Source organism: Roseococcus sp. (genome assembly GCF_965227005.1).
Classification (GTDB): domain Bacteria; phylum Pseudomonadota; class Alphaproteobacteria; order Acetobacterales; family Acetobacteraceae; genus Roseococcus.
Genome location: NZ_CBDDFJ010000010.1, coordinates 1 through 19,907 on the forward strand (window position 1 = coordinate 1; position 19,907 = coordinate 19,907).

Sequence of the window (19,907 nt, forward strand, 5' to 3'; positions counted from 1 at the left end):
CATCTCATAGCCAGACGGGTCATGGCCAGACGGGCATGCCCTCCAGCCCAGCGGTTTCCGGCAGGCCGCAGATCAGGTTCGCATTCTGAATGGCCTGCCCGCCGCTCCCTTGCCGAGATTGTCGACCACGCCCATCGCGATCACCAGGTTGCGCTCCCGGATCGGCCGCGTAGCTGACGAAGGCGAGGTTCGAGCCGGTCGCCCATTTGGTCTGCGGCGGCTTGTCGGTCACGCGGATGAAGGCCCGCCCGGCGTAAAAGCGCCGCGCCGCGTCCAGGCATTGCGACGTGGTGGCGCGGCCGCGGCAGTAGATGGTGGCGAGCACGCCGCGCGTCATCGGCACCAGGTGCGGGGTGAACACCAGCCCGGCCGCGCTGCCGCCGCTCAGCCGCTCGATGGTCCTGGCCATCTCGGGCATGTGGGTGTGCTGGAGCAGGCCGTAGGGCACCAGGTTCTCGTTGCTCTCGGCATAGCCGAAGCGGCTGTCGGCGCCGCCCCGGCCGGCGCCGGAGATGCCGGTCTTGGCGTCGATCACGATATTGCCGGGCTCGATCAGCCCTTCGGCCAGCAGCGGCGCCAGCGCGGTCAGCGTCGCCGCGGGGAAGCAGCCGGGGTTGGCGACGCGGGTCCGGCCCTCAATCTCGGCTGGCCAGACGTCGGCCAGGCCATAGGCCCAACCCTCGACGTAGCGGTGGTCGCCGCCGATATCGACGATCTTCACCTCCCTGGGGACGCGCGCCAGCGTCTCGGCCGATGCGCCCGTGGGCAGCGACGCGAACAGGACGTCGAGCTTCGGCAGGGCCGCGGGGTCCCACTTCTCGATCACCAGCCCGGCCAGTTTGGCCGGCAGGCCGGGGAAGCGGTCCCCCAACCGGCTGCCGGCGCTGCCTTCGCCCGCAGCGTAGATGAGTTCGAAAGACGGGTGGCTCGCGACCAGGCGCATCGCCTCGCCGCCGCCAAAACCGCTGATCCCGACAATGCCGACGCGAATGCTCATGGTGGTGTCCTGCTGCTGGAATGAAGGCAAAGAAAAACCCCCGGAGCCTGGGGCTGCGGGGGTTCGAAGATGCGGGCTGATGCCGCCTCGGAGGTGGACCGCTAGGAAGCGGGGTTCACCGGGGGAGGGGCCTGTCTGCACGCAGCCACGGAAGCCGCCGCTGGGAAGCAGCGACGGCGTCGGTTTGCGGTGCGGAGGTGAAGGCCACTCATGGGAGGGAAGCTAGTGGTCCGCCTGAATATCTGTCAACGAGGGCTCCCAAGAAAAGCTTCCGCTTCCCGAACCACTTCGGCGAGCGCCCCTGGCGCGAAGGGCGAGACCAGCCCCGCCGACTTCACCAATTCCTGGAACGGCGCGGATCCGCCGCGCTCGCACAGCGCGACATAGGCGTCGAGCGCGGCCTTGGGATCGTGCAGCGACTTCACCCAGAACTGCAGCGCGCAGCACAGCGCCAGCGTGTAGTCGATGTTAGTAGAAGGGGCTGTTGTAGATGTGGTGCTTGGCCTGCCAGCGCCCGCCCTTCGCCAGGTAGCCGATGTCGCCGTAATCCGACCACGGCATGTAGCGCGCCTCGAGTCGCTTCCAGATCGCGTGGCGTTCTTCCGGCGTGGCGTCGGGGTTGGCGAAGACCTCATGCTGGAAGTGATCGACGCAGACGCCATAGGGCAGGAAGGCGAGCGAGGAGATGAGGTGCATCCGCCGGAAGCGGTCCGCCGCATCGTCGCCGACGAGCAGGCCCATCTGCGGATGGGTTAGGAATTCGAGGCTCATGGAGTGGATCTCGCAGGCCTCCATGGTCGGCCAGAGCTGGTCGATGCCGGGGAGGTTGCGGCTTTCCCAGCACTGGAAGGCGTGGCCCATCTCATGGGTGAAGACGCCGATGTCGTGATGCGTGCCGTTGAAGTTGGCGAAGATGAAGGGCACGCCGGCATTGGGAAAGCTCGTGCAGAAGCCGCCGCCGGCCTTGCCGGGACGGTTCTTCAGATCGAGAAAGCCGCCGGCCTGCATCATCCGGTAGAATGCGGCGAGGCGCGGGTCCATCCGGTCGAACATCGTCTGCGCGGCGGCGACGAGGGTGTCGTGGTCGCCGATGGGCCTGGGGTTGCCGGCAGGGTCGATCAGCGCCTCGTCCCAGTAGCGCAACTCGTCCCAGCCGAACTCGGCGCGGCGGGATTCCAGGAGTTTCGCGATGAGGGGGACGACATGCTCGGCCACCTGGTCGCGATAGCGCGCGACATCGGCGGCGTCGTAATCGGTGCGGCGCATCCGGCGATAGGCGAGCGGCGTGAAGCTCTTGTCGCCGAGCTTCAGCGCCATGCCGTGGCGCAGCTTCACCAGCGCGTCGTAGATCGCATCCAGCTCCGCGCCGTTCTTCTCGAAGAAGGCCCAGCGCAGGGCTTCCGCGCGATGGCGCATCTCGCGGTCATTGCTCTCGGCATAGGGGGTGAGGCCGGAGAGGTTCACCGTCGCGCCGTCGATCTCGAAGCTCGCCGAGGCGAGGAGTTCGGTGTAGCGGGCGGTGAGCTTCGACTCCTCTTCCATATCCGCGGCGATGGCGGGATCGAAGGTGGTGACGTCGGTCTGCCAGAGCCGTAGCACGTAGGGGCTGACGAGCGCCTCCACGCCGGCGCGATCCGGATCGTCGATGAGGCGCCTCTTGATGGCGGCCTCGTGCCCGGTCGCGACGGGCGCCAGGGCATCGGCATATTCGCGCGCGGCCTTGGCCTGCGCATCCGTCGTGTCCTGCGCGAAGCGCAGATGGACGAGCGCGCTCCAGCTGTCGGTGGAGCGGCGCGACGCATCCCACTCGGCAATGGCGTCTTCCCGCGCGCCTTCATCGAGGAGAACTGTGATGCGCTTCGCCTCGGTGGCCAGGGATTCGGCGGTCGGCCTGGGGGCGGTGATCTCGTCGAAACGCATCTTCTAAAACTCCGCCATGAGACGGCCGAAGCCGTCCAGCTTGTCGTGAATGCCGTTGGCGCGCAGCGCGTGCCACCAGGTGGCCGTGTTGATGGCGATGACGGGCTTGCCGAGGAACAGCTCGGCCGCCGCCGCGAGGCGCACCATCGAGAGATTGGTGCCGACCTGGAGAATGGCGTCGATGTCGTCGCCGTCCAGGGCGCGCAGTTCCTTCGCCAGCAGCGAGGGCGGGACCTCCGCGATGGCCGTCCAGCGCGCGCATTGCAGGGCGCGGTCGCGCACGACGGAGAAACCCATGTCCGAGAAGTAGCGCGCGACCTCGGCGTTCATGCTCGGCCAATAGGGCGAGAGGATCGCGATGCGCCGGATGCCGCCATAGGCGTGGAGCGCCGCCGCGCTGGAATGCGAGCCGACGCTGATCCTCACGCCGCTTTCGGCCTCGACCTCGCGCACGAAGCGGTCGGCGCCGGCCAGGCCGTCGAAGAAGGTCACGGAGCTCATGCCCATCACGAGATAGTCGGGCCGGGCCGTCATCACGCTGCGCACGGCGTCGAGCGTGTTGCGGCCGATGAGCTCCACGCCGGCGCGGAAGGTCTCGTTGCTGACCGCATCGGCATCGGGGGTGAAGATGCGGCTGTAATGGGTGGTGACGCCGGCGGGGCGCATCATGTCGAAATCGGGCTGCACCACGGTGTTGGTGGAGGGCCCCAGCACGCCGAACTTCTTCCGCCAACCGAGGATGTCGGGCATCGATCGCTCCTGCTACCGGCGGGCAGCTTAGGGCCGGCGCGCCGCCGTGCAATCAGCCCGTGGCGATCGCGATGACGGAACGGTTCCGGCCGGCTTCCTTGGCCTCGTAGAGGGCGCGGTCGGCGGTGGCGATGACCTCCTCGGCGCGCATCCCTCCCTCTGAGACGACGGCGACGCCGAAGCTCACGGTCAGCGAGCGGCGCACCTCGCCGAGATCGAAGGGCTCATCGGCGATGGCCGCGCGGAAGCGCTCGACGATGGCCGGGAGATCGGCGGCGGAGATATCGCTGATGAGGAGCAGGAATTCCTCGCCGCCGTAGCGGCCGAGATAGTCGCCAGGGCGCAGCAGGGCGCCGATGCGGTCGGTGAAGCCGCGCAGCGCCTTGTCGCCGGCGGCATGGCCATAGGTGTCGTTGACGTTCTTGAAATGGTCGATGTCGGCCATGACCAGGCCCAATGTCTTGCCCGTGGCGGCGCTGGCCTGCAGGTGCTGCTCCAGCGCCAGCAGGAAGGCGCGGCGGTTGAGCACGCCGGTCAGCGCGTCGCGATTGGCGACCTCCCGGAGCTGCTCGGCCTGGCGCAGCAGGAACTGGTTCCGTTCGACCAGTTCCTGAAACAGTTTGCTCTTGTTGATCAGGATCGCGACCTGTCCGGCGATCTGCTGGAAGACGGCCTGGTGGATGTCGCGATAGACATTCGTCTGGTGGCTCGTGAAGAAGAGCACGCCGAGCGGGCGGCCATCCACGAAGAGCGGGCAGGTGAGGCTGGAGCGCCCGCCCTCGGCGACGATCCGCTGCGTGGCCTTGGACGTCGGATGCTCGGCGAGATAGCGCTCCAGATCGTTCAGGATGCGCGGCTCGCCCGTCCGGAACACTTCGCGAAGGCTGCTGCCGAGCAGGGGGCGCGAATAGCCCTTGTTGATGGCCATCGGCCCCATGTTCGAGCGCGCCCAGTAGGACATCATCCGGGTGCCGCCGGAGGACAGGAAGGCGCAGCCGATCCGGTCATAGGGAATGATGCCGACGAAGCCGCGGAAGATGCTGTCGAGCACATCCTCCACCAGGATCTCGCGCTCGGCCGTCAGCACCACCTGGTTGAGGCGGGAGAGCTCGGATTCGCGGCGGCTGATGGTCTCGGAGAGGAGCTGGAGCTCCCGGCCGAGCCGGGCGAGGGGGTCATTCCCGGACGCCTCGGGGGGGGGACCGCCTTGCCCTGGCGCAGGGCGCTGACCCAGTCCGAATAGGCGTCGAGGCGGATGCGCAGCACCTCGTCTTTCTGATCATCCGTCATCATCGCGCCTGGGAACTCATCAGCTCGGGAATCGGCCCTGCCGTGGCCGGCAAAGATGTCGCGGACCTAATGTCCCTGGCCCCTCGGGGCAAGGCGCTGCGGCGTGTTTCAGGCCGGCCCGGCGCCCGGCGCGGCGAGCGGCACGCCGGAGAGGTCGGCGAGCCAGGCGAGGCGTTGGCGCTGGGCCGCGCGGGCATGCAGCTTCGCCGCCTCGGCCGCGGCCTCGCCATCGCGGGCACGCAGCGCGGCGAGCAGGGTCAGATGCTCCCCATGCGCCTGTTGCGCGCGGCCGCCGATCGTCAGCAGCGAGGGCAGCAGCGCCATGGTGGCGGCCAGCTGCTCCAGGCTGCGCAGCAGATAGCGATTGTGCGCGGCCAGGTAGAGCAGCCCATGCAGGCGCTGGTTCACCGCGGCCAGGCGCGGCGCGTCCGCGAAAAGCGCGACCTCGCCGGCCACCAGCTCCTCCATGGCGTCGATCTCGGTCTCGCTGGCGTGCTGGGCGGCGAGGCGCGCGGCGGCGCCCTCCAGGATCTCGCGCATCACATAGAGCTCGACGACCTGGCTGTGGTCCGGCCGGGTGACGGAAAGGCCGCGCCGGGGCTCGTGGGTGAGCAGGCCCTCGGCCTCTAGCCGGGCGATGGCCTGGCGGATGGGCGTGCGCGAGACGCCGAAGCGGGCGGCGAGATCGGTTTCGGTGAGGCGGACGCCGGGGGGCAGGGTGCCGTCGCGAATGGCCTCGCGCACCCGCTGATAGGCATCCTGTGCGCGGCCGAATTGGGCATTGCCTTCCATGGGGGGAAACTAACCCATCTGGACATGTTCGGATACAGCCGGATACAACCGTTCGGTATCGAGGAATGGACAAGAGCGGATGGATTTCGCCCGCACCTATGACGTGCTGGTGGTGGGCGGCGGCAATGCCGCGCTCTGCGCCGCCATCACGGCCGCTCAGGCCGGGGCAAGCGTCGTCGTCGCCGAGCATGCGCCCAAGCCGATGCGCGGCGGCAACAGCCGCCACACGCGCAACCTGCGCGCGCTGCATCCCAAGCCCACGGGCGTGCTCACCGAGAGCTATCTCGAGGAGGAATACTGGGACGACCTGCTGCGGGTGACCGGCGGGCGGACCAATGAGGACCTCGCGCGCATGACCATCCGCGCGAGCCAGCACGCGCCCGGCTTCCTCGCCGATTGCGGCGTGGTCTTCCAGCCGAGCCTCTCGGGCACGCTGTCGCTCTCGCGCACCAACGCCTTCTTCCTCGGCGGCGGCAAGGCGCTGGTGAACGCGATGTACCGCACGGCGGAGAAGCTCGGCATCACCATCCTCTACGACACCGAGGTGCAGCACATCGCGGTGCAGGACGGCTTCGCGACCGAGGCCATCGTGAGCTGGCGCGGCTTTCCCCAGCGCATCCGCTTCAAGGCGATCGTGGCCTCGGCGGGCGGCTTCCAGGCCAATCGCGAATGGCTGCGCCAGTATTGGGGCGACGCGGCCGACAACTTCCAGATCCGCGGCACGCCCTATGCCCAGGGCACGGTGCTGAAGGACCTGCTGGCCAGCGGCGTCCATGAGGTGGGCGACCCCACCCAGTTCCACGCCGTCGCCAATGACGCGCGCGCGCCGATGGTGGATGGCGGGCTGGCCATGCGGCTCGACTGCGTGCCCTTCTCCATCGTCGTGAACAAGGACGTCGAGCGCTTCTACGACGAGGGCGAGGATGTCTGGCCCAAGCGCTATGCCATCTGGGGCCGGCTGATCGCGCAGCAGCCCGACCAGCGCGCCTTCGCCATCACCGACAGCAAGGCGCTGCACAACTACCTCCCCAGCGTCTTCCCGCCGATGAAGGCCGACAGCATCGGCGAGCTCGCGCAGAAGCTGGGCCTGGACGCGACGAAGCTTCAGGCCGTGGTGGACGAGTACAATGCCGCGGTTCAGCCCGGGACCTTCCACGGCAACAAGCTGGACGACTGCCGCACCGACGGGCTCGAGATCGAGAAGACCCACTGGGCGCGCCGCATCGACAAGGCGCCGTTCTATGGGCATCCGCTCGCGCCGGGCATCACCTTCACCTTCCTGGGCGTGAAGGTGAACGAGCGTGCGCAGGTGCTGATGGCGGATGGCAAGCCGAGCGGAAATCTCTTCGCGTCCGGCGAGATCATGGCCGGCAATATCCTGGGGCAGGGCTATCTGGCCGGCTTCGGCATGACCATCGGAACCGTCTTCGGACGGCTGGCCGGCGAGGGGGCCGCGAAATATGTCCGCAACTGAATACCCAACAACAGAATCGGGGGCCATCGTCGAAGCGCGGCGGCAGATGGAGATCTGCAATGCCTGCCGCTATTGCGAGGGCTATTGCGCCGTCTTCCCGGCGATGACGCTGCGGCGGGAATTCGCCGTGGGCGACCTCACGCATCTCGCGAACCTCTGCCATTCCTGCAAGGGTTGCTATCACGCGTGCCAATACGCGCCGCCGCATCCCTTCGGCGTGAACATCCCCGAGACCTTCGCGATCCTGCGCGCGGAATCCTACGCGCAATACGCGTGGCCCGCGCCGATGGGCCGCGCCTTCGAGCGCAACGGCACCATCGTCTCGCTGATGGCCGTGCTGGCAGTGACGCTGGTGCTGCTGCTGACCATGGGCCTGCAGGATCCCTCGATCCTCTACACCGCGCAGACCGGCACGGGCGCCTTCTTCCGCGTGGTGCCCTACTGGCTGATGGCGGGGCTGGCGGGGCTGACCTTCGGCTATTCGGTGCTCGCGATGACGATCGGCGGGGGTGCGCTACTGGCGCGGCACCGCCCCCGGCGCGGGGCAGAAGCCGATCACGCCCCAACCGGTCGCGACGGCGGCGGTGGACATCCTCACGCTGCGCAATCTCGGCGGTGGCGGCCATGGCTGCAACGACATCGACGACAGCTTCGCGCAGACGCGGCGCATCTTCCACCAGACGATGTTCTACGGCTTCATGCTGTGCTTCGCGGCCACGACGGTGGGGGCGGTCTATCATCACGTCTTCGGCTGGAAGTCGCCGCATGCCTTCCTCAGCCTGCCGGTGCAGTTCGGCACCTGGGGCGGCGTGATGCTGTGCATCGGCACGGCCGGGCTACTCTGGGTGAAGACGGTGACCGATCCCGGCCCCGTCGCCAAGCGGCTGCTGGGCGGCGAATACGCAATGCTCGGCCTGCTCTTCACCGTGGGTATCACGGGGCTGCTGCTGCTGATCGTACGGCATACGGGCGCGATGGGCGTGATGCTCGCGATCCATCTGGGCTTCGTGCTCGCCCTCTTCCTGGTGCTGCCCTACAGCAAGATGGTGCACGGCCTCTATCGCGGCCTCGCTTTGCTGCGCAACGCGCAGGAAAAGCGCAACTGAGGCTGCTGGACAGGGCCTGAGAACCGGGATCATCCTTCGGCAAAACCGAGGGATATCCAAGATGATCAGGCGACGCATCGCGCTCGCATTGCTGGCCACGCCCGCCGTGGCCCAGGCCCAAACTCAGGCACAGACGGCCTCCTTCCCGACGCGTTCCATCCGCCTCGTCATCCCCTTCACGGCCGGCGGCAGCAACGACATCGTGGGCCGCATCCTGGCCGAGGCGATGGGCGCGCGGCTCGGCCATCCGCTCGTGATCGAAAATCGCGGCGGGGCAGGGGGGCTGCTGGGCAACGACCTCGTCGCGAAGGCGCCGGCCGATGGCTATACGGTGCTGCTGGCCGGCAGCGGCAGCTTCGTGATCTCGAGCCTCACCGTGCCGCGCGTGCCCTATGACGTGGCGAATGGCTTCGCCGCGATCGGGCTGCTTGGCGCCGGGCCCAATGTCATCGCGGTGAACCCGCAGCTGCCCGCGCGCAACCTCGCCGAGCTGCGCGATTTCGCGCGCGCCCATGGGCCCATCACCTTCGGCACGCCGGGTGCGGGCACCACGGCGCATGCGCTGGGGGCGATGATCGCGCTCACCCTCGAATTCCCGATCGAGTTCGTCCACTACCGCGGCACCGCGCCGGCCCTGACCGATGTCGTCGCCGGCCGGGTGCAGATGATCACCAATGCCGCCGCGCCCTTCCTGCCCTTTCTCGCCTCGGGGCGGCTGCGGGCGCTGGCCGTCGCGGGCCGTCAGCGCGCGTCGATCCTGCCGGATCTCAGCACCTCGGTGGAGCAGGGCTTCCCCGACATCGACAGCGCCACCTGGTACGGGCTCCTGGCACCGGCCGGCGCGCCGCAGGAGGTCATCGCGCGCCTGCATGCGGCGATGAACGGGGCGCTCGAGGATGCCGGTGTCCGCGCACGGATGGTCGAGAACGGCGTGGAGATCGAGACCAGTCCGACGCCGGACGATTTCGCGCGATTCCTGGTCACCGAAAGGGAACGCTGGGGGACGATCGTGCGCCGGGCCAGGCTGAGCGTGGAATAGGGGGCAACCGATCGGCCGGGCCGAAAAGTATTTGTCCCGGGATTGAATGCGGGGCCACGATGCGGGGGCCAAATACGGGGACAGGGCGAGGGAAGAGTCGATGAGGCCCATCGGGTGGATTCTGGCGGGTCTGCTCCTGGCGACGCCGGTACTGGCCACCGCGCAAGGGGCGGACCAAGCGCACCGCCGCTTTGGCCAATGGTCGGTCTGGGCGCCGTTCCAGGGCTACTGCCGGGCCAGCGTCACCTCGACGGAAGGAGGCCAGGAGATCTGGTTCTACTTCGCCCTGGCCGCCGACGCGCCCAGCGGCATCACCGCGCGGCAGATGACCGACGGCCAGCAGTTCCTCATGGGTGGCCCGCCCCAGAGCCTGGAATACCGCGCCGGCGGGCAGGTGACGGCCCTGCGTGTCACCGAGGCGGGCTCCGGCACCTTCGTCGCGGTGTTCGAGACGCCCTTCCAGCCCGAAACGCTGGCCCGTCCGGGCGCGCACGAGGTCTGGTGGCGGGACGTGCTGCTCTTTCGGATCAGCCGCGTGGGAGTAGCCGCCGCATCCCGGGCGATCGCCGCCTGCAGGGCGGGTCGGAACCCGCCGTAACGGGCACGGGAAACACGGCCCCGGCGCGGTATGACCGAACCGAGGCCCCGCGCCCTCAGATGTGGATGGCGCGCCCTTCGACGGCGAGCGCGGCTTCCTTCACCGCCTCGTTCAGCGTGGGATGGGCGTGGCAGGTGCGCGCCACATCCTCGCTGCTCGCGCCGAACTCGATGGCCATGGCCAGCTCCGCGATCAGCGTGCCGGCATCCGGCCCGATGATATGCGCGCCCAGCACCAGGTCCGTCTTGGCATCGGCGATGATCTTCACCAGCCCGTCCGTCTCGCCCATGGCGCGCGCGCGGCCATTGGCGGTGAAGGGGAACTTGCCGACCTTATAGGCCACGCCCTTGGCCTTGATCTGCTCCTCGGTCTCGCCGACCGTCGCGACCTCGGGCCAAGTGTAGATGACCGAGGGGATGGCGTTGTAGTTGATGTGCGGCTTCTGGCCCGCGATCATCTCGGCGAGCGCCATGCCTTCGTCCTCGGCCTTGTGCGCGAGCATCGCGCCCGTGATGCAGTCGCCGATCGCGTAGATGCCCGGCACGTTGGTCGCGAAATGCGCGTCCACCTGCACGCGGCCGCGCTCGTCCAGCTTCACGCCCGCCGTTTCCAGCCCGAGGCTGGCGAGATAGGGGCGGCGGCCGATGGCCAGCAGCACGATGTCGGCGGAGATCTTCTCCTCCTCGCCGCCGGCGGCCGGGGCCACGGTCAGCTCCACGCCCTCGCCGGTGACCTTGGCGCCCGTCACCTTGGTCTTGAGCTTGAGCTTCATGCCCTGCTTGGTCATGGCGCGCTCGAACTGCTTGCCGATCTCGAGGTCGAGGCCCGGCGCGAGGCGATCCATGAACTCCACGACCGTGACCTTCGCGCCGAGGCGCTGCCACACCGAGCCGAGCTCCAGGCCGATGACGCCGCCGCCGATGACCACCAGGTGCTCCGGCACCTTCTCCAGCTCCAGCGCGCCGGTGGAGGTGACGATCTTCTTCTCGTCCACCTCGACGCCGTTCAGCGGCACGCTCTCGCTGCCCGTGGCGATGACGATGTGCTTGGCGGCGTATTCCTTGCCGTCCACCGACACCTTGCCGGGGGCCGCGATGCTGCCCGTGCCCTTGAGCCAGGTGATCTTGTTCTTCTTGAAGAGGAATTCGACGCCCTTCACATTGGCGTCCACCGTCTTGGTCTTGTGGCCCATCATCTTGCCGAGGTCGTAGCTGACCTCGCCCACGATCACGCCATGCGTCTCCAGCTTGTGCTTGGCCTCCTCGAAATGCTCGGTGGAGTGCAGCAGCGCCTTGGAGGGGATGCAGCCGATGTTCAGGCAGGTGCCGCCGAGCGTCACGCGCTTCTCCACGCAGGCCACCTTCATGCCGAGCTGCGCGGCGCGGATGGCGCAGACATAGCCCCCAGGGCCGGCGCCGATGACGATGACGTCGAAGCTGTCAGGGCCAGCCAGGTTGGAGACGGTGGCGGACATCGAAAATCCTTTACGAAAACGGGCGCAAACTGACGCGGGGCGAGGTGCGGCGCAAGCCTGGGGACGGTCGGCTTGTCCGGAGCCTTCCTCATTTGGCATGCTCCTGGCCTCGAAGAAGGCCAGGGGCATGCGACATTTCCTCCTGCCTGCCCTGCTCCTGCTGGGACCGCCCGGCCTCGCCACCCTTCTCGACCGGGGGCAGGTCGCCCGGCGCGAATTGTCGCGGACGCAGACCCATTACACCCAGGCGCAGCTCATCGCCGCGACCACTTTGACCTGCCTCGTCGAAGGCTGAGCGACGGCGGCGAAAACGCTTGGCATGGCGACGGGTTCCATGGCCTGATCCGATCATGACGGCGCCGTCAGATACGCCGCATGAGGGGAGACATGTCCATGGGGCCGCTTTCGCGCCGCAAATCCGTCCTGATGGGCGCAGGCCTGCTCGCCGCGCCGCGTCTGGCCGGCGCCCAGGCGCGCTATCCTGACCGGCCGATCCGCCTCATCATCCCCTGGACGCCGGGCAGCAGCTCCGACGCGCAGCTGCGCAACCTGGCCGATCTGGCGAGCCGTGCGCTCGGCCAGACGGTGGTGGCCGAGAACCGGGCCGGGGCAGGGGGCACGCTGCACGCCGTCACCCTGGCGCGCGAGGCGCGGCCGGACGGCTATACCATCGGCCAGATGCATCTCTCCGTGGTCCGGCGGCCCTATCTGGTCCGCACGCCGCAATGGGATGCGACGACCGACTTCACCCACATCATCGGCCTGACCGGCTGGCTCTACGGCGTGGCCGTGAAGGCCGACAGCCCTTTCCAGACCTTCGCGGAGCTGATCGCCCATGCCCGCGCCAATCCCGGCCGGCTGAGCTTCGCCACCTCGGGCATCGCGACCACGAATCACCTCGCCATGGAGGACATCGCCGCGCGCGAGCGGGTGGAGTTCACCCATGTGCCCTTCCGCGGCTCCAGCGAGGGCGTGACGGCAGTGCTCAGCGGCACCGTGAGCATGATCGCCGACAGCAGCACCTGGGCCCCGCAGGTCGAGGCCGGCGCCATGCGCGCGCTCTGCGTCTGGACGGAAAACCGCGTGGCCCGCTTCCCCACCGTGCCGACGCTGAAGGAGCTGGGCTACGACATGGTCGTCACCTCGCCCTATGGCATCAGCGGGCCGGCGCGGATGGACCCCGGCGTGGTGCGCGTGCTGCACGACGTGATGCGCGACGCGCTGATGAGCCCCGAGAACACCCGCGTGCGCGGCCAGTTCGACATGCCGGTCGCCTATCTCGACACCGAGCAATACCAGGACTTCATCCTCCGGCGCGCCGCTTATGAACGCGAGATCGTGACGCGGCTCGGCATCCGGATGGATGGGTGATGAAGGACCCGATCATGAACCGCCGTTCGCTTCTCGCCTTGCCGCTGCTCGCGGCCCCGTCCCTCGCCGGCGCGCAGGCCCGCTACCCCGAGCGGCCCATCCGCCTTATCATTCCCTGGCCCGCCGGCGGCAGCGCGGACGCGCAGCTGCGCAGCATCGGCGAGCTGGCGACGCGCGTCCTCGGCCAGCCGGTGATCATCGAGAATCGCGGCGGCGCGGGCGGCACGCTGCATGCGGTCTACCTGGCCCGCGAGGCCCGGCCGGACGGCTATACGCTGGGCCAGATGCACCTCTCCGTGGTCCGGCGGCCCTTTCTGGTCCGCACGCCGCAATGGGACACGACGACCGATTTCACGAACATCATCGGCATGACCGGCTGGCTCTTCGGCGTGGCCGTGAAGGCCGACAGCCCCTTCCAGACCTTCCCGGAGATGATCGCCTATGCCCGCGCCAATCCGGGCAAGCTGAGCTTCGCGACCTCGGGCATCGCCACCTCCAACCATCTCGCCATGGAGGACCTGATGGCGCGGGAGCGCGTGGAGATCACGCACGTTCCCTTCCGCGGCGCCAATGAGGGCGTGACCGGGGTGCTGAGCGGCAGCGTGAGCATGATCGCCGACAGCAGCGTCTGGGCCGGCAATGTCGAGGCCGGGCAGATGCGGCTGCTCTGCGTCTGGTCCGCCGAGCGCGCGCCGCGCTTCCCCAATGTGCCGACGCTGAGGGATCTCGGCTACGACATGGTCGTCACCTCGCCCTATGGCGTCAGCGGGCCGCCGCGGATGGATCCGGGCGTGGTGCGCGTGCTGCACGACGTGATGCGCGACGCGCTGATGAGCCCCGAGAACACGCGCGTGCGCGGCCAGTTCGACATGCCGCTCGCCTATCTCAACACCGAGCAATACCAGGACTTCATCGTCCAGCGCGCGGCCTATGAGCGGGAGATCGTGACGAGGCTCGGCATCCGCATGGAGTGAGGCGCGTCGGCTACAGGGAGACTTCACAATGAAAAGACGCACTCTGCTGGCCGCGTTACCTCTCGCTGCCTCCTTGGCGATGCCGGCTTTGGCGCAGGGGCGCTATCCCAACCGGCCCATTCGGTTCCTGATCCCCTGGCCGCCGGGCGGCAGCCTGGATGCGCTGCACCGGCAAATGTTCGAAATCGCCGGGCGGGACCTCGGCCAGAACTTCGTCGTGGAGAACATGCCGGGCGCGCGCGGCACCCGCGCGGCCTTCTACCTGACCCAGCAGGCGCGGCCGGACGGCTACACGCTGGCGCATCATCACCTCTCGATCCTGCGCCATCCCTTCCTGACCCGGCAGCCGACCTGGGATCCGGTGACGGATTTTTCCTACATCATGCAGCTCACGGGCTTCGTTTTCGGCACCGCGGTCCGTGCCGACAGCCGCTGGCAGACCTTCGACGACCTCATGAACGAGGCGCGGGAGAAGCCGGGCACGCTGACCTATTCCACCTCCGGCATCGCGACGACGAACCACCTCGCCATGGAGGACATCCTCACCCGTCGCGGCGGGCGGATGGAGCACATCCCGACGCGCGGCTCGCAGGAGGGCGTGACCATGCTGCTCGGCCGCCAGATCGACGTGGTCGCGGATGCGCAGAGCTGGCGGCCGCAGGTGGAGAGCGGCGAGTTCCGGCTGCTCTCGGCCTGGACGCCGACGCGGCTGGGCTCCGCGCCCAACGCACCCACCCTGCTGGAGCTGGGCTTCGGCATGAGCGTCACCTCGCCCTACGGCATCGTCGGGCCGAAGGGGATGGAGCCGGAGGTGGTGAATATCCTGCACCGCTCGCTGAAGAAGGCGCTGGACGACGAGCTGTGCCAGGCGATCGTGCGGCGATGGGAAATGCCGAACGAATATCTGGGGCCGCCGGAATACCTGTCCTTCGCGCAGGAGCGGGTGCTCTACGAGCGGGACATGGTGAGAAGGCTGAACCTCAGCATCGACTGAGGTCAGTTGTCGCGCCAGCGCAGCTTGATGTTGTTGACGTTGGCGAAGATCTTGGCGTTGTTCACCCCCTGCTCCACGGTGAGGTCGGCGCGATCGTTCAGGAAGATCTGGCCCTTGATGTCCAGTTCGAACCGCGCGCGATTGATGACCATCTCCTCGACGGCCTCGCTGAATATGATGCGGTCGTAGATATGCGCCTCCACCATCCGGTCGGCGAGTTCCATGTCCCTCAGCGTCATGCTGCGATAGGTGCTGTTGATGATGTCCTGCAGCGCGTCCTTGCTGGCGTACAGGAGCAGCGCCGGTAGGAAGCCGTAGGTGATCCGGCTGTTGTGATCCATGCCCGGGGTGAAGGTGTCACCCATGTAGTAGATCGCGTTCGCCTTGAACCTCTCCTTCAGGACGAAATAGTGCGGGCCGTAGGCCGTGGTGGCGCCGCTGGGCCGCCGGCCATAGTTGAGTGCGGCGAAGACCTGCCGGGCCTTCGAGTTGAACTGGGCATTGGGGACAGTGACGTTGGTCCCGCTACGGATTTCGCCGCCGCCGGTCTGCATGAAGCGCTTCACCCCCGCCATGCCAGGCGTGTTGACGTTGGGTGCGAAGGAGACCCTGGTATCGACCGCATCGCGCTGGCCGGCTTTGTTGGACGAGTTGCCCTTGACGATCCGCTCGCGCGTGCCGTCATCGGCGGTCGCCATCTCGTCGCCGCGCTCATACATCTGCTTGTAGACGCGGTAGTGGTTCGGGCGGTCGAACCAGCCGACCGTCGGGAAGTTGATGGTCAGGGCCGCCGACTGCATCGAGCGCGCCATGTTCTTGATGACGTCGGCGATCTGCGCGTCCGGCATGTTGGCGAATTCGGGCATGGTGTGCAGCTTGGCGACGACCTGGGCGTGCAGCTGGGCCTCGCGCTTGTCGAGATGGCGCACCTCGCTGCGGGCGAAATGGTGCATCACCACCCTGGCGGATATGGCCTGCATGTTCGCCGGAAGCTGGGTCGGCGTGCTGGAGCGAGCCCAGCCACCTGGGGCAGGGGCGGCCGGCAGGGCGGGGGCCGCCGTCGCGGGCGCGGCTGGCATGGGCGGCATGGGTGCCCTGGGCAGGCGCGCGGTGCCGATTTTGGGCTGTTTGCGAAACCAGTCGGACATCTGCGCCATTCACCAGCAAGTTTTGGAGGATCACCTTGCCCCGCGGTGCGCCCAGTGACGCCTGGAATGCGTGGAAGCCCGGGGAATGCCATGGGAATTCCAACCATTGCCGAATGGGAGCATTCTCCCGCCGGTCATCGGGCAGCACGCACCGTCGGCTGGGGTCCGCGCAGCGGATGTCATGTGAGCCTTCATGGGGTTCGATGAAATAATGCCTTCACCGGTCGAGATCGCCGCCAAGCTGTCACTGACGAGCCAGGTATTGGGGTGCAGCAGTCACAAGGACCTGTGCGGACGCTTCCGCGCGGTCAATCCCACGACCTATTTCGATCCGCAGCGATCGAGGAAGTGGATGCAGGGCAAGGCCGAGCCGCGCTTCACCGAGGTTTACGAAGACTGGGCCAAGGTGCTGGGCCTCGCCCGGGATGGCGCCTGGATTGCCGGCTCCAGCCTCGAAGAGTTCGAGGGCGAGCTGCAGGCCCGCCTCGGCGCAAGACCTTTGGCGCGCGCCGACGCCAGGTCGACCGGCACCCTGGAAAGCGAGATCACCGGCCTCTACGCGGCCTATTCCATGGCGTGGTCGCCGCATTTCAGGGGGCGCATCCTGCGCGGTTCGATGCGGCTGAGCCGCACCCGAAGCGCCTCGCTACTGGCCGAGTATCACGAGGATCTGCCCATCGGCGCCTCGTTCTACCGAGGCGAAGCGGCGATCGCCGGCCGAACCCTGAGCCTTCCGCTGCGCGAAATCGCCACCGGGCTGCCGCTCTTCATGAGCTTTGCTCTGCCAGGCCTGCCGGCCGCCGTGATCGGCGGCGTGCAATGCGGAGTGGCGCTTCTGTCGCACAGCACGGAACCCATGACCGGCCGCATTCTGCTGGCGAAGATGCGCGGCGTCCCCGAACTGCGCGCCTCGAACCGATATATGATGAATGGGGAAGGCATGGCGGCCGATCTCGCCGCGCTGGGACTGGTGCTGCCCGAGGGATCCGATGCCCTGCTCAGCGCGGCGCTGGGAGAGCCCGACTGCCTGACGACGATGGAGCAGACAGGCCTCTCCAACATCTTCGATCCAGCCTTTCTGGCAGGCTGATCCATCCGACCCACCCCGCTCGGCGACCGCTTGGTGACGGGCGCCGAGTTGCGTGGCCGGCTGTGGTCCGTCTCTTCGCCTAAGCCAGCCCGAGCGCCCAGAGCAGCACGCCCTTCTGCGCATGCAGCCGGTTCTCGGCCTCGTCGAAGACCACGCTCTGCGGCCCGTCCATCACCTCGTCGGTGATCTCCTCGCCGCGATGCGCCGGCAGGCAGTGCATCACGATGGCGTCCGGCGCGGCGTGGCCGAGCAGCGCCTTGTTCACCTGATACGGTGCCAGCATGTTGTGGCGCTGGCGCGCGCTGGTCTTGTCGTCGCTCATCGAGACCCAGGTGTCGGTCACGACGCAGCGCGCTCCCGCCACGGCGTCCTGCGGGCTGTTAGTCAGCACCACGCGCGCGCCCTGGCTGCGAGCCCAACCGATCAGGCCGGGATCCGGCGCCAGCTCCGGCGGGGTCGCGATGTTGAGCGTGAAGTCGAAGCGCGCCGCGGCCTGGATGAAGCTCTGGGCGACGTTGTTGCCGTCGCCCGTCCAGGCGACCGTCTGCCCGGCGATGGGGCCGCGATGCTCCTCGAAGGTCATCACGTCGGCCATGAGCTGGCAGGGATGCGACACGTCGGTGAGGCCGTTGATGACCGGCACCGTCGCGTATTCCGCCAGCTCGCGCATCTTGGAGACGCGGTCGGTGCGCAAGATGATCGCATCCACGTAGCGGGACAGCACGCGCGCCGTATCGGCCGGCGTCTCGCCGCGGCCCAGCTGGGTGTCCTTGCTGGACAGCGTCACGACGTCTCCGCCGAGCTGGCGGATGCCGACTTCGAAGCTGACGCGCGTGCGCGTCGAGGGCTTCTCGAAGATCATGGCGATGTGCTTGCCGGCGAGCGGCTTGCCCGCCAGATCCCCGCGCTTGGCGCGGGAACCCAGGTCGAGCATGCGTCGCAGGGTCGAGGCGTCGTGGTCCATCAGTTCCAGGAAGTGGCGCGGCGCGCCACTTCCCTCGATGGGCTTGAGCACGGCGCTCACTTGGCCAGGGCCGGCGTCTTGGCCGGCGTGAGCTTCACGCAGGCGCGGTCCATCATGGCCAGGGCCTCGTCGACCTGCGTCTCGGTGATGATGAGCGGCGGGGCGACCCGCAGCACGTTCATCCCCGCGGCGACGGTGAGCAGACCCTCGGCCACGCAGGCGGTCTGCATGTCGCCGTTCGAAACCTCGGGACGCAGCTTGAGACCGACGAGCAGCCCCGCGCCCTGCACGCCCTCGGCGACACGCGGATGGCGGGCGGCCAGCGCCTCCAGCCCCGTCCAGAGGTAGCGCGCCACGCGGTCCACCTGGGCTAGGAAGCCGTCCGCCAGCACCACGTCGAGCACGGCATTGCCGGCCGAGCAGGCCAGCGGGCTGCCGCCATAGGTGGTGCCGTGCGTGCCGGGCTTAAGGTGCTTGGCGACCTTCTCCTTGGCCAGGACGGCGCCAAGCGGGAAGCCGCCGCCGATGCCCTTGGCCGAGCTCATGACGTCCGGCTCGATGCCGGCCCACTGATGCGCCCAGAGCTTGCCCGAGCGACCCATGCCGGTCTGCACCTCGTCGAGCGCGAGCAGCAGCCCGAACTCGTCGCAGACCGCGCGGAGTTCGCGCAGGAAGCGGAGGTCCGCCGGGCGGACGCCGCCCTCGCCCTGGATCGGCTCGATCATGATGCCGCCCGTCGCGGGCGTGATGGCGTCGCGCAACGCGTTCATGTTGCCGAAGGGCACATGGTCGAAGCCCTCGACCGCCGGGCCGAAGCCGGCGAGGTACTTCTCGTTGCCGGTCGCGCTCAGCATGGCGAGGGTGCGGCCGTGGAAGGCGCCCTCGAAGCAGATGATGCGGAACTTCTCCGGATGGCCGTTCTCGGCGTGATACTTGCGCACGGCCTTGACCATGCCCTCATTCGCCTCGGCGCCCGAATTGGCGAAGAACACGCTGTCCGCGAAGGAGTTGGCCACATGCCGCGCGGCCAGCTTCTCCGCCTGGGGCACGCGGTAGAGGTTGCTCACATGCATGACCTTCGCCACCTGATCGGCGATGGTCTTCACCAGATGCGGATGCGCATGGCCGAGCGAGCTGGTGGCGATGCCGGAGCCGAAGTCGAGGAATCGTCGACCGTCTTCCGTCCACACATAGGCACCGTCACCCCGCTCAAAGGCGAGATCGGCACGGTTGTAGGTCGGCATCAGGGCGGGGATCACGCTTCAGCGCTCCTCTGGAGTCATTCCCCTCACAGAATGCGGGGGGAAACCTCCAGTTTGACGCAAAAGCGGCGGAAATCAACCCTTTCGCCGGAAGGGGCTGCGTTACCGGCCCGTATTCGGGGTCGGGCCACCGGTCGGGACGATGTCGCCGCCCGCGCCGGTGGGGCCGGCATTGAGGCGGCCGACATTGCCGAAGAGCGACTGCAGGATGCTGCGCTCGTTGCCCGGCGTCGGCGTCTCGCGCGTCACGAAGCTCACGCTCGGCATGTCGGCCTGGCCGATTTCGCGCACGCCCGAGACGGTGCCCTGCGCGTTGAAGGTGATCGCCAGCACGCGCTGGTCGCGCACGGCCAGCGTCTGGGCGGGGCGCAGGCGCGTGGTGCTGCTGAAGTAATACCAGTTGTCGTCGGTGAAGGTGCTGGTCTGGCTGGGGCTGCCGAGCAGCGCCTGCACGTCCGTGCGCGTCGTCACGCCCGGGGTAATCTGCTGGACCAGCTCTTCCGAGACGGCATGGCCGCGCGGCACGATCGGGGTCGCGAAGACGTTGCGCGGCCGCTCGGGCGCGGGCGGCAGATAGCTGCAGCCGGCCAGCGCCGGCGCGGCCAGGAGCAGCGCGGCCAGCAGGGGATTTCGGATGTTGACCAAGGCGATTTGTCGGGCCATG

18 protein-coding genes and 1 pseudogene are annotated in these 19,907 nt (G+C 68.2%); 9 read left to right on the forward strand and 10 right to left on the reverse strand.

Features of this window, described 5'->3' with window-relative positions; genetic code table 11:
- Window positions 1-19 precede the first annotated feature (19 nt).
- The 5 genes and pseudogenes from argC to ACO057_RS04785 all read right to left on the reverse strand — a co-directional run bounded on the left by argC (window position 20) and on the right by ACO057_RS04785 (window position 5,749).
- Complete coding sequence (gene argC, locus ACO057_RS04765) at window positions 20-997, reverse strand: N-acetyl-gamma-glutamyl-phosphate reductase (protein ID WP_421989211.1); 978 nt, start codon at window positions 995-997, stop codon at window positions 20-22.
- Window positions 998-1,242: 245 nt separating this feature from the next.
- Window positions 1,243-2,917, reverse strand: a pseudogene (locus ACO057_RS04770) (M3 family oligoendopeptidase).
- A 3-nt stretch (window positions 2,918-2,920) separates the two neighbouring features.
- Window positions 2,921-3,667 carry a maleate cis-trans isomerase family protein gene (locus ACO057_RS04775; RefSeq protein WP_421989212.1) on the reverse strand — a complete coding sequence of 249 codons (747 nt, stop codon included), beginning with the start codon at window positions 3,665-3,667 and terminating at the stop codon, window positions 2,921-2,923.
- A 52-nt stretch (window positions 3,668-3,719) separates the two neighbouring features.
- On the reverse strand, window positions 3,720-4,754 hold the full coding sequence (locus tag ACO057_RS04780) for a sensor domain-containing diguanylate cyclase (RefSeq protein WP_421989213.1): 1,035 nt from the start codon (window positions 4,752-4,754) through the stop codon (window positions 3,720-3,722).
- 311 nt (window positions 4,755-5,065) lie between these two features.
- A complete protein-coding gene (locus ACO057_RS04785) occupies window positions 5,066-5,749 on the reverse strand; it encodes a GntR family transcriptional regulator (RefSeq protein ID WP_421989214.1) in 684 nt (227 codons plus the stop codon).
- 79 nt (window positions 5,750-5,828) lie between these two features.
- On the opposite strand from ACO057_RS04785, the gene tcuA reads away from it, so the two are divergent.
- From tcuA to ACO057_RS04805, 4 genes are all read left to right on the forward strand, one after another.
- Complete coding sequence (gene tcuA / locus ACO057_RS04790; protein WP_421989215.1) at window positions 5,829-7,223, forward strand: FAD-dependent tricarballylate dehydrogenase TcuA; 1,395 nt, start codon at window positions 5,829-5,831, stop codon at window positions 7,221-7,223.
- Between the two features lie 509 nt (window positions 7,224-7,732).
- Complete coding sequence (locus tag ACO057_RS04795) at window positions 7,733-8,329, forward strand: hypothetical protein (RefSeq protein ID WP_421989216.1); 597 nt, start codon at window positions 7,733-7,735, stop codon at window positions 8,327-8,329.
- A 61-nt stretch (window positions 8,330-8,390) separates the two neighbouring features.
- On the forward strand, window positions 8,391-9,368 hold the full coding sequence (locus ACO057_RS04800) for a Bug family tripartite tricarboxylate transporter substrate binding protein (RefSeq protein WP_421989217.1): 978 nt from the start codon (window positions 8,391-8,393) through the stop codon (window positions 9,366-9,368).
- 100 nt (window positions 9,369-9,468) lie between these two features.
- Window positions 9,469-9,966, forward strand: coding sequence for a hypothetical protein (locus ACO057_RS04805; RefSeq protein ID WP_421989218.1), 498 nt, complete (start codon window positions 9,469-9,471; stop codon window positions 9,964-9,966).
- A 55-nt stretch (window positions 9,967-10,021) separates the two neighbouring features.
- Here the strand turns inward: ACO057_RS04805 and lpdA are convergent, their stop codons facing one another.
- Window positions 10,022-11,440 (reverse strand): dihydrolipoyl dehydrogenase, encoded by a 1,419-nt coding sequence (gene lpdA, locus ACO057_RS04810; RefSeq protein WP_421989219.1) that lies wholly within the window; start codon window positions 11,438-11,440, stop codon window positions 10,022-10,024.
- Between the two features lie 127 nt (window positions 11,441-11,567).
- On the opposite strand from lpdA, the gene ACO057_RS04815 reads away from it, so the two are divergent.
- The 4 genes from ACO057_RS04815 (at window position 11,568) to ACO057_RS04830 (ending at window position 14,779) form a co-directional block, all read left to right on the forward strand.
- Window positions 11,568-11,735 (forward strand): hypothetical protein, encoded by a 168-nt coding sequence (locus ACO057_RS04815; RefSeq protein WP_421989220.1) that lies wholly within the window; start codon window positions 11,568-11,570, stop codon window positions 11,733-11,735.
- 92 nt (window positions 11,736-11,827) lie between these two features.
- Window positions 11,828-12,811: a tripartite tricarboxylate transporter substrate binding protein gene (locus tag ACO057_RS04820; protein ID WP_421989221.1), complete on the forward strand. Its 984-nt coding sequence runs from the start codon at window positions 11,828-11,830 to the stop codon at window positions 12,809-12,811.
- 14 nt (window positions 12,812-12,825) lie between these two features.
- Window positions 12,826-13,785 (forward strand): tripartite tricarboxylate transporter substrate binding protein, encoded by a 960-nt coding sequence (locus ACO057_RS04825; RefSeq protein ID WP_421989222.1) that lies wholly within the window; start codon window positions 12,826-12,828, stop codon window positions 13,783-13,785.
- 28 nt (window positions 13,786-13,813) lie between these two features.
- Window positions 13,814-14,779, forward strand: a complete 966-nt coding sequence (locus ACO057_RS04830; protein WP_421989223.1) for a tripartite tricarboxylate transporter substrate binding protein — start codon at window positions 13,814-13,816, stop codon at window positions 14,777-14,779.
- Between the two features lie 2 nt (window positions 14,780-14,781).
- Here ACO057_RS04830 and ACO057_RS04835 read toward each other — a convergent pair whose 3' ends face one another.
- Complete coding sequence (locus tag ACO057_RS04835) at window positions 14,782-15,927, reverse strand: hypothetical protein (RefSeq protein ID WP_421989224.1); 1,146 nt, start codon at window positions 15,925-15,927, stop codon at window positions 14,782-14,784.
- Window positions 15,928-16,120: 193 nt separating this feature from the next.
- Here ACO057_RS04835 and ACO057_RS04840 point away from each other — a divergent pair, with 193 nt between their 5' ends.
- A complete protein-coding gene (locus tag ACO057_RS04840; protein WP_421989225.1) occupies window positions 16,121-17,017 on the forward strand; it encodes a hypothetical protein in 897 nt (298 codons plus the stop codon).
- A gap of 79 nt (window positions 17,018-17,096) precedes the next feature.
- Here the strand turns inward: ACO057_RS04840 and argF are convergent, their stop codons facing one another.
- From argF to ACO057_RS04855, 3 genes are all read right to left on the reverse strand, one after another.
- Entirely contained in the window at window positions 17,097-18,041 is a 945-nt protein-coding gene (gene argF, locus ACO057_RS04845; protein WP_421989226.1) for an ornithine carbamoyltransferase, read from the reverse strand.
- Complete coding sequence (locus ACO057_RS04850; RefSeq protein ID WP_421989227.1) at window positions 18,038-19,240, reverse strand: aspartate aminotransferase family protein; 1,203 nt, start codon at window positions 19,238-19,240, stop codon at window positions 18,038-18,040. Before ACO057_RS04850 ends, argF begins: the two co-directional genes overlap by 4 nt.
- A 105-nt stretch (window positions 19,241-19,345) precedes the next feature.
- Window positions 19,346-19,906, reverse strand: a complete 561-nt coding sequence (locus ACO057_RS04855; RefSeq protein WP_421989228.1) for an outer membrane protein assembly factor BamE — start codon at window positions 19,904-19,906, stop codon at window positions 19,346-19,348.
- Window position 19,907 lies beyond the last annotated feature (1 nt).

Coding starts and splice junctions, on each gene's coding strand:
- argC (WP_421989211.1), bottom strand. CDS start 997: ATGAGCATTCGCGTCGGCATTGTCGGGATCAGCGGTTTTGGCGGCGGC.
- ACO057_RS04775 (WP_421989212.1), bottom strand. CDS start 3,667: ATGCCCGACATCCTCGGTTGGCGGAAGAAGTTCGGCGTGCTGGGGCCC.
- ACO057_RS04785 (WP_421989214.1), bottom strand. CDS start 5,749: ATGGAAGGCAATGCCCAATTCGGCCGCGCACAGGATGCCTATCAGCGG.
- tcuA (WP_421989215.1), top strand. CDS start 5,829: ATGGATTTCGCCCGCACCTATGACGTGCTGGTGGTGGGCGGCGGCAAT.
- ACO057_RS04800 (WP_421989217.1), top strand. CDS start 8,391: ATGATCAGGCGACGCATCGCGCTCGCATTGCTGGCCACGCCCGCCGTG.
- ACO057_RS04805 (WP_421989218.1), top strand. CDS start 9,469: ATGAGGCCCATCGGGTGGATTCTGGCGGGTCTGCTCCTGGCGACGCCG.
- lpdA (WP_421989219.1), bottom strand. CDS start 11,440: ATGTCCGCCACCGTCTCCAACCTGGCTGGCCCTGACAGCTTCGACGTC.
- ACO057_RS04815 (WP_421989220.1), top strand. CDS start 11,568: ATGCGACATTTCCTCCTGCCTGCCCTGCTCCTGCTGGGACCGCCCGGC.
- ACO057_RS04820 (WP_421989221.1), top strand. CDS start 11,828: ATGTCCATGGGGCCGCTTTCGCGCCGCAAATCCGTCCTGATGGGCGCA.
- ACO057_RS04825 (WP_421989222.1), top strand. CDS start 12,826: ATGAACCGCCGTTCGCTTCTCGCCTTGCCGCTGCTCGCGGCCCCGTCC.
- ACO057_RS04830 (WP_421989223.1), top strand. CDS start 13,814: ATGAAAAGACGCACTCTGCTGGCCGCGTTACCTCTCGCTGCCTCCTTG.
- ACO057_RS04835 (WP_421989224.1), bottom strand. CDS start 15,927: ATGTCCGACTGGTTTCGCAAACAGCCCAAAATCGGCACCGCGCGCCTG.
- ACO057_RS04840 (WP_421989225.1), top strand. CDS start 16,121: ATGGGGTTCGATGAAATAATGCCTTCACCGGTCGAGATCGCCGCCAAG.
- ACO057_RS04855 (WP_421989228.1), bottom strand. CDS start 19,906: ATGGCCCGACAAATCGCCTTGGTCAACATCCGAAATCCCCTGCTGGCC.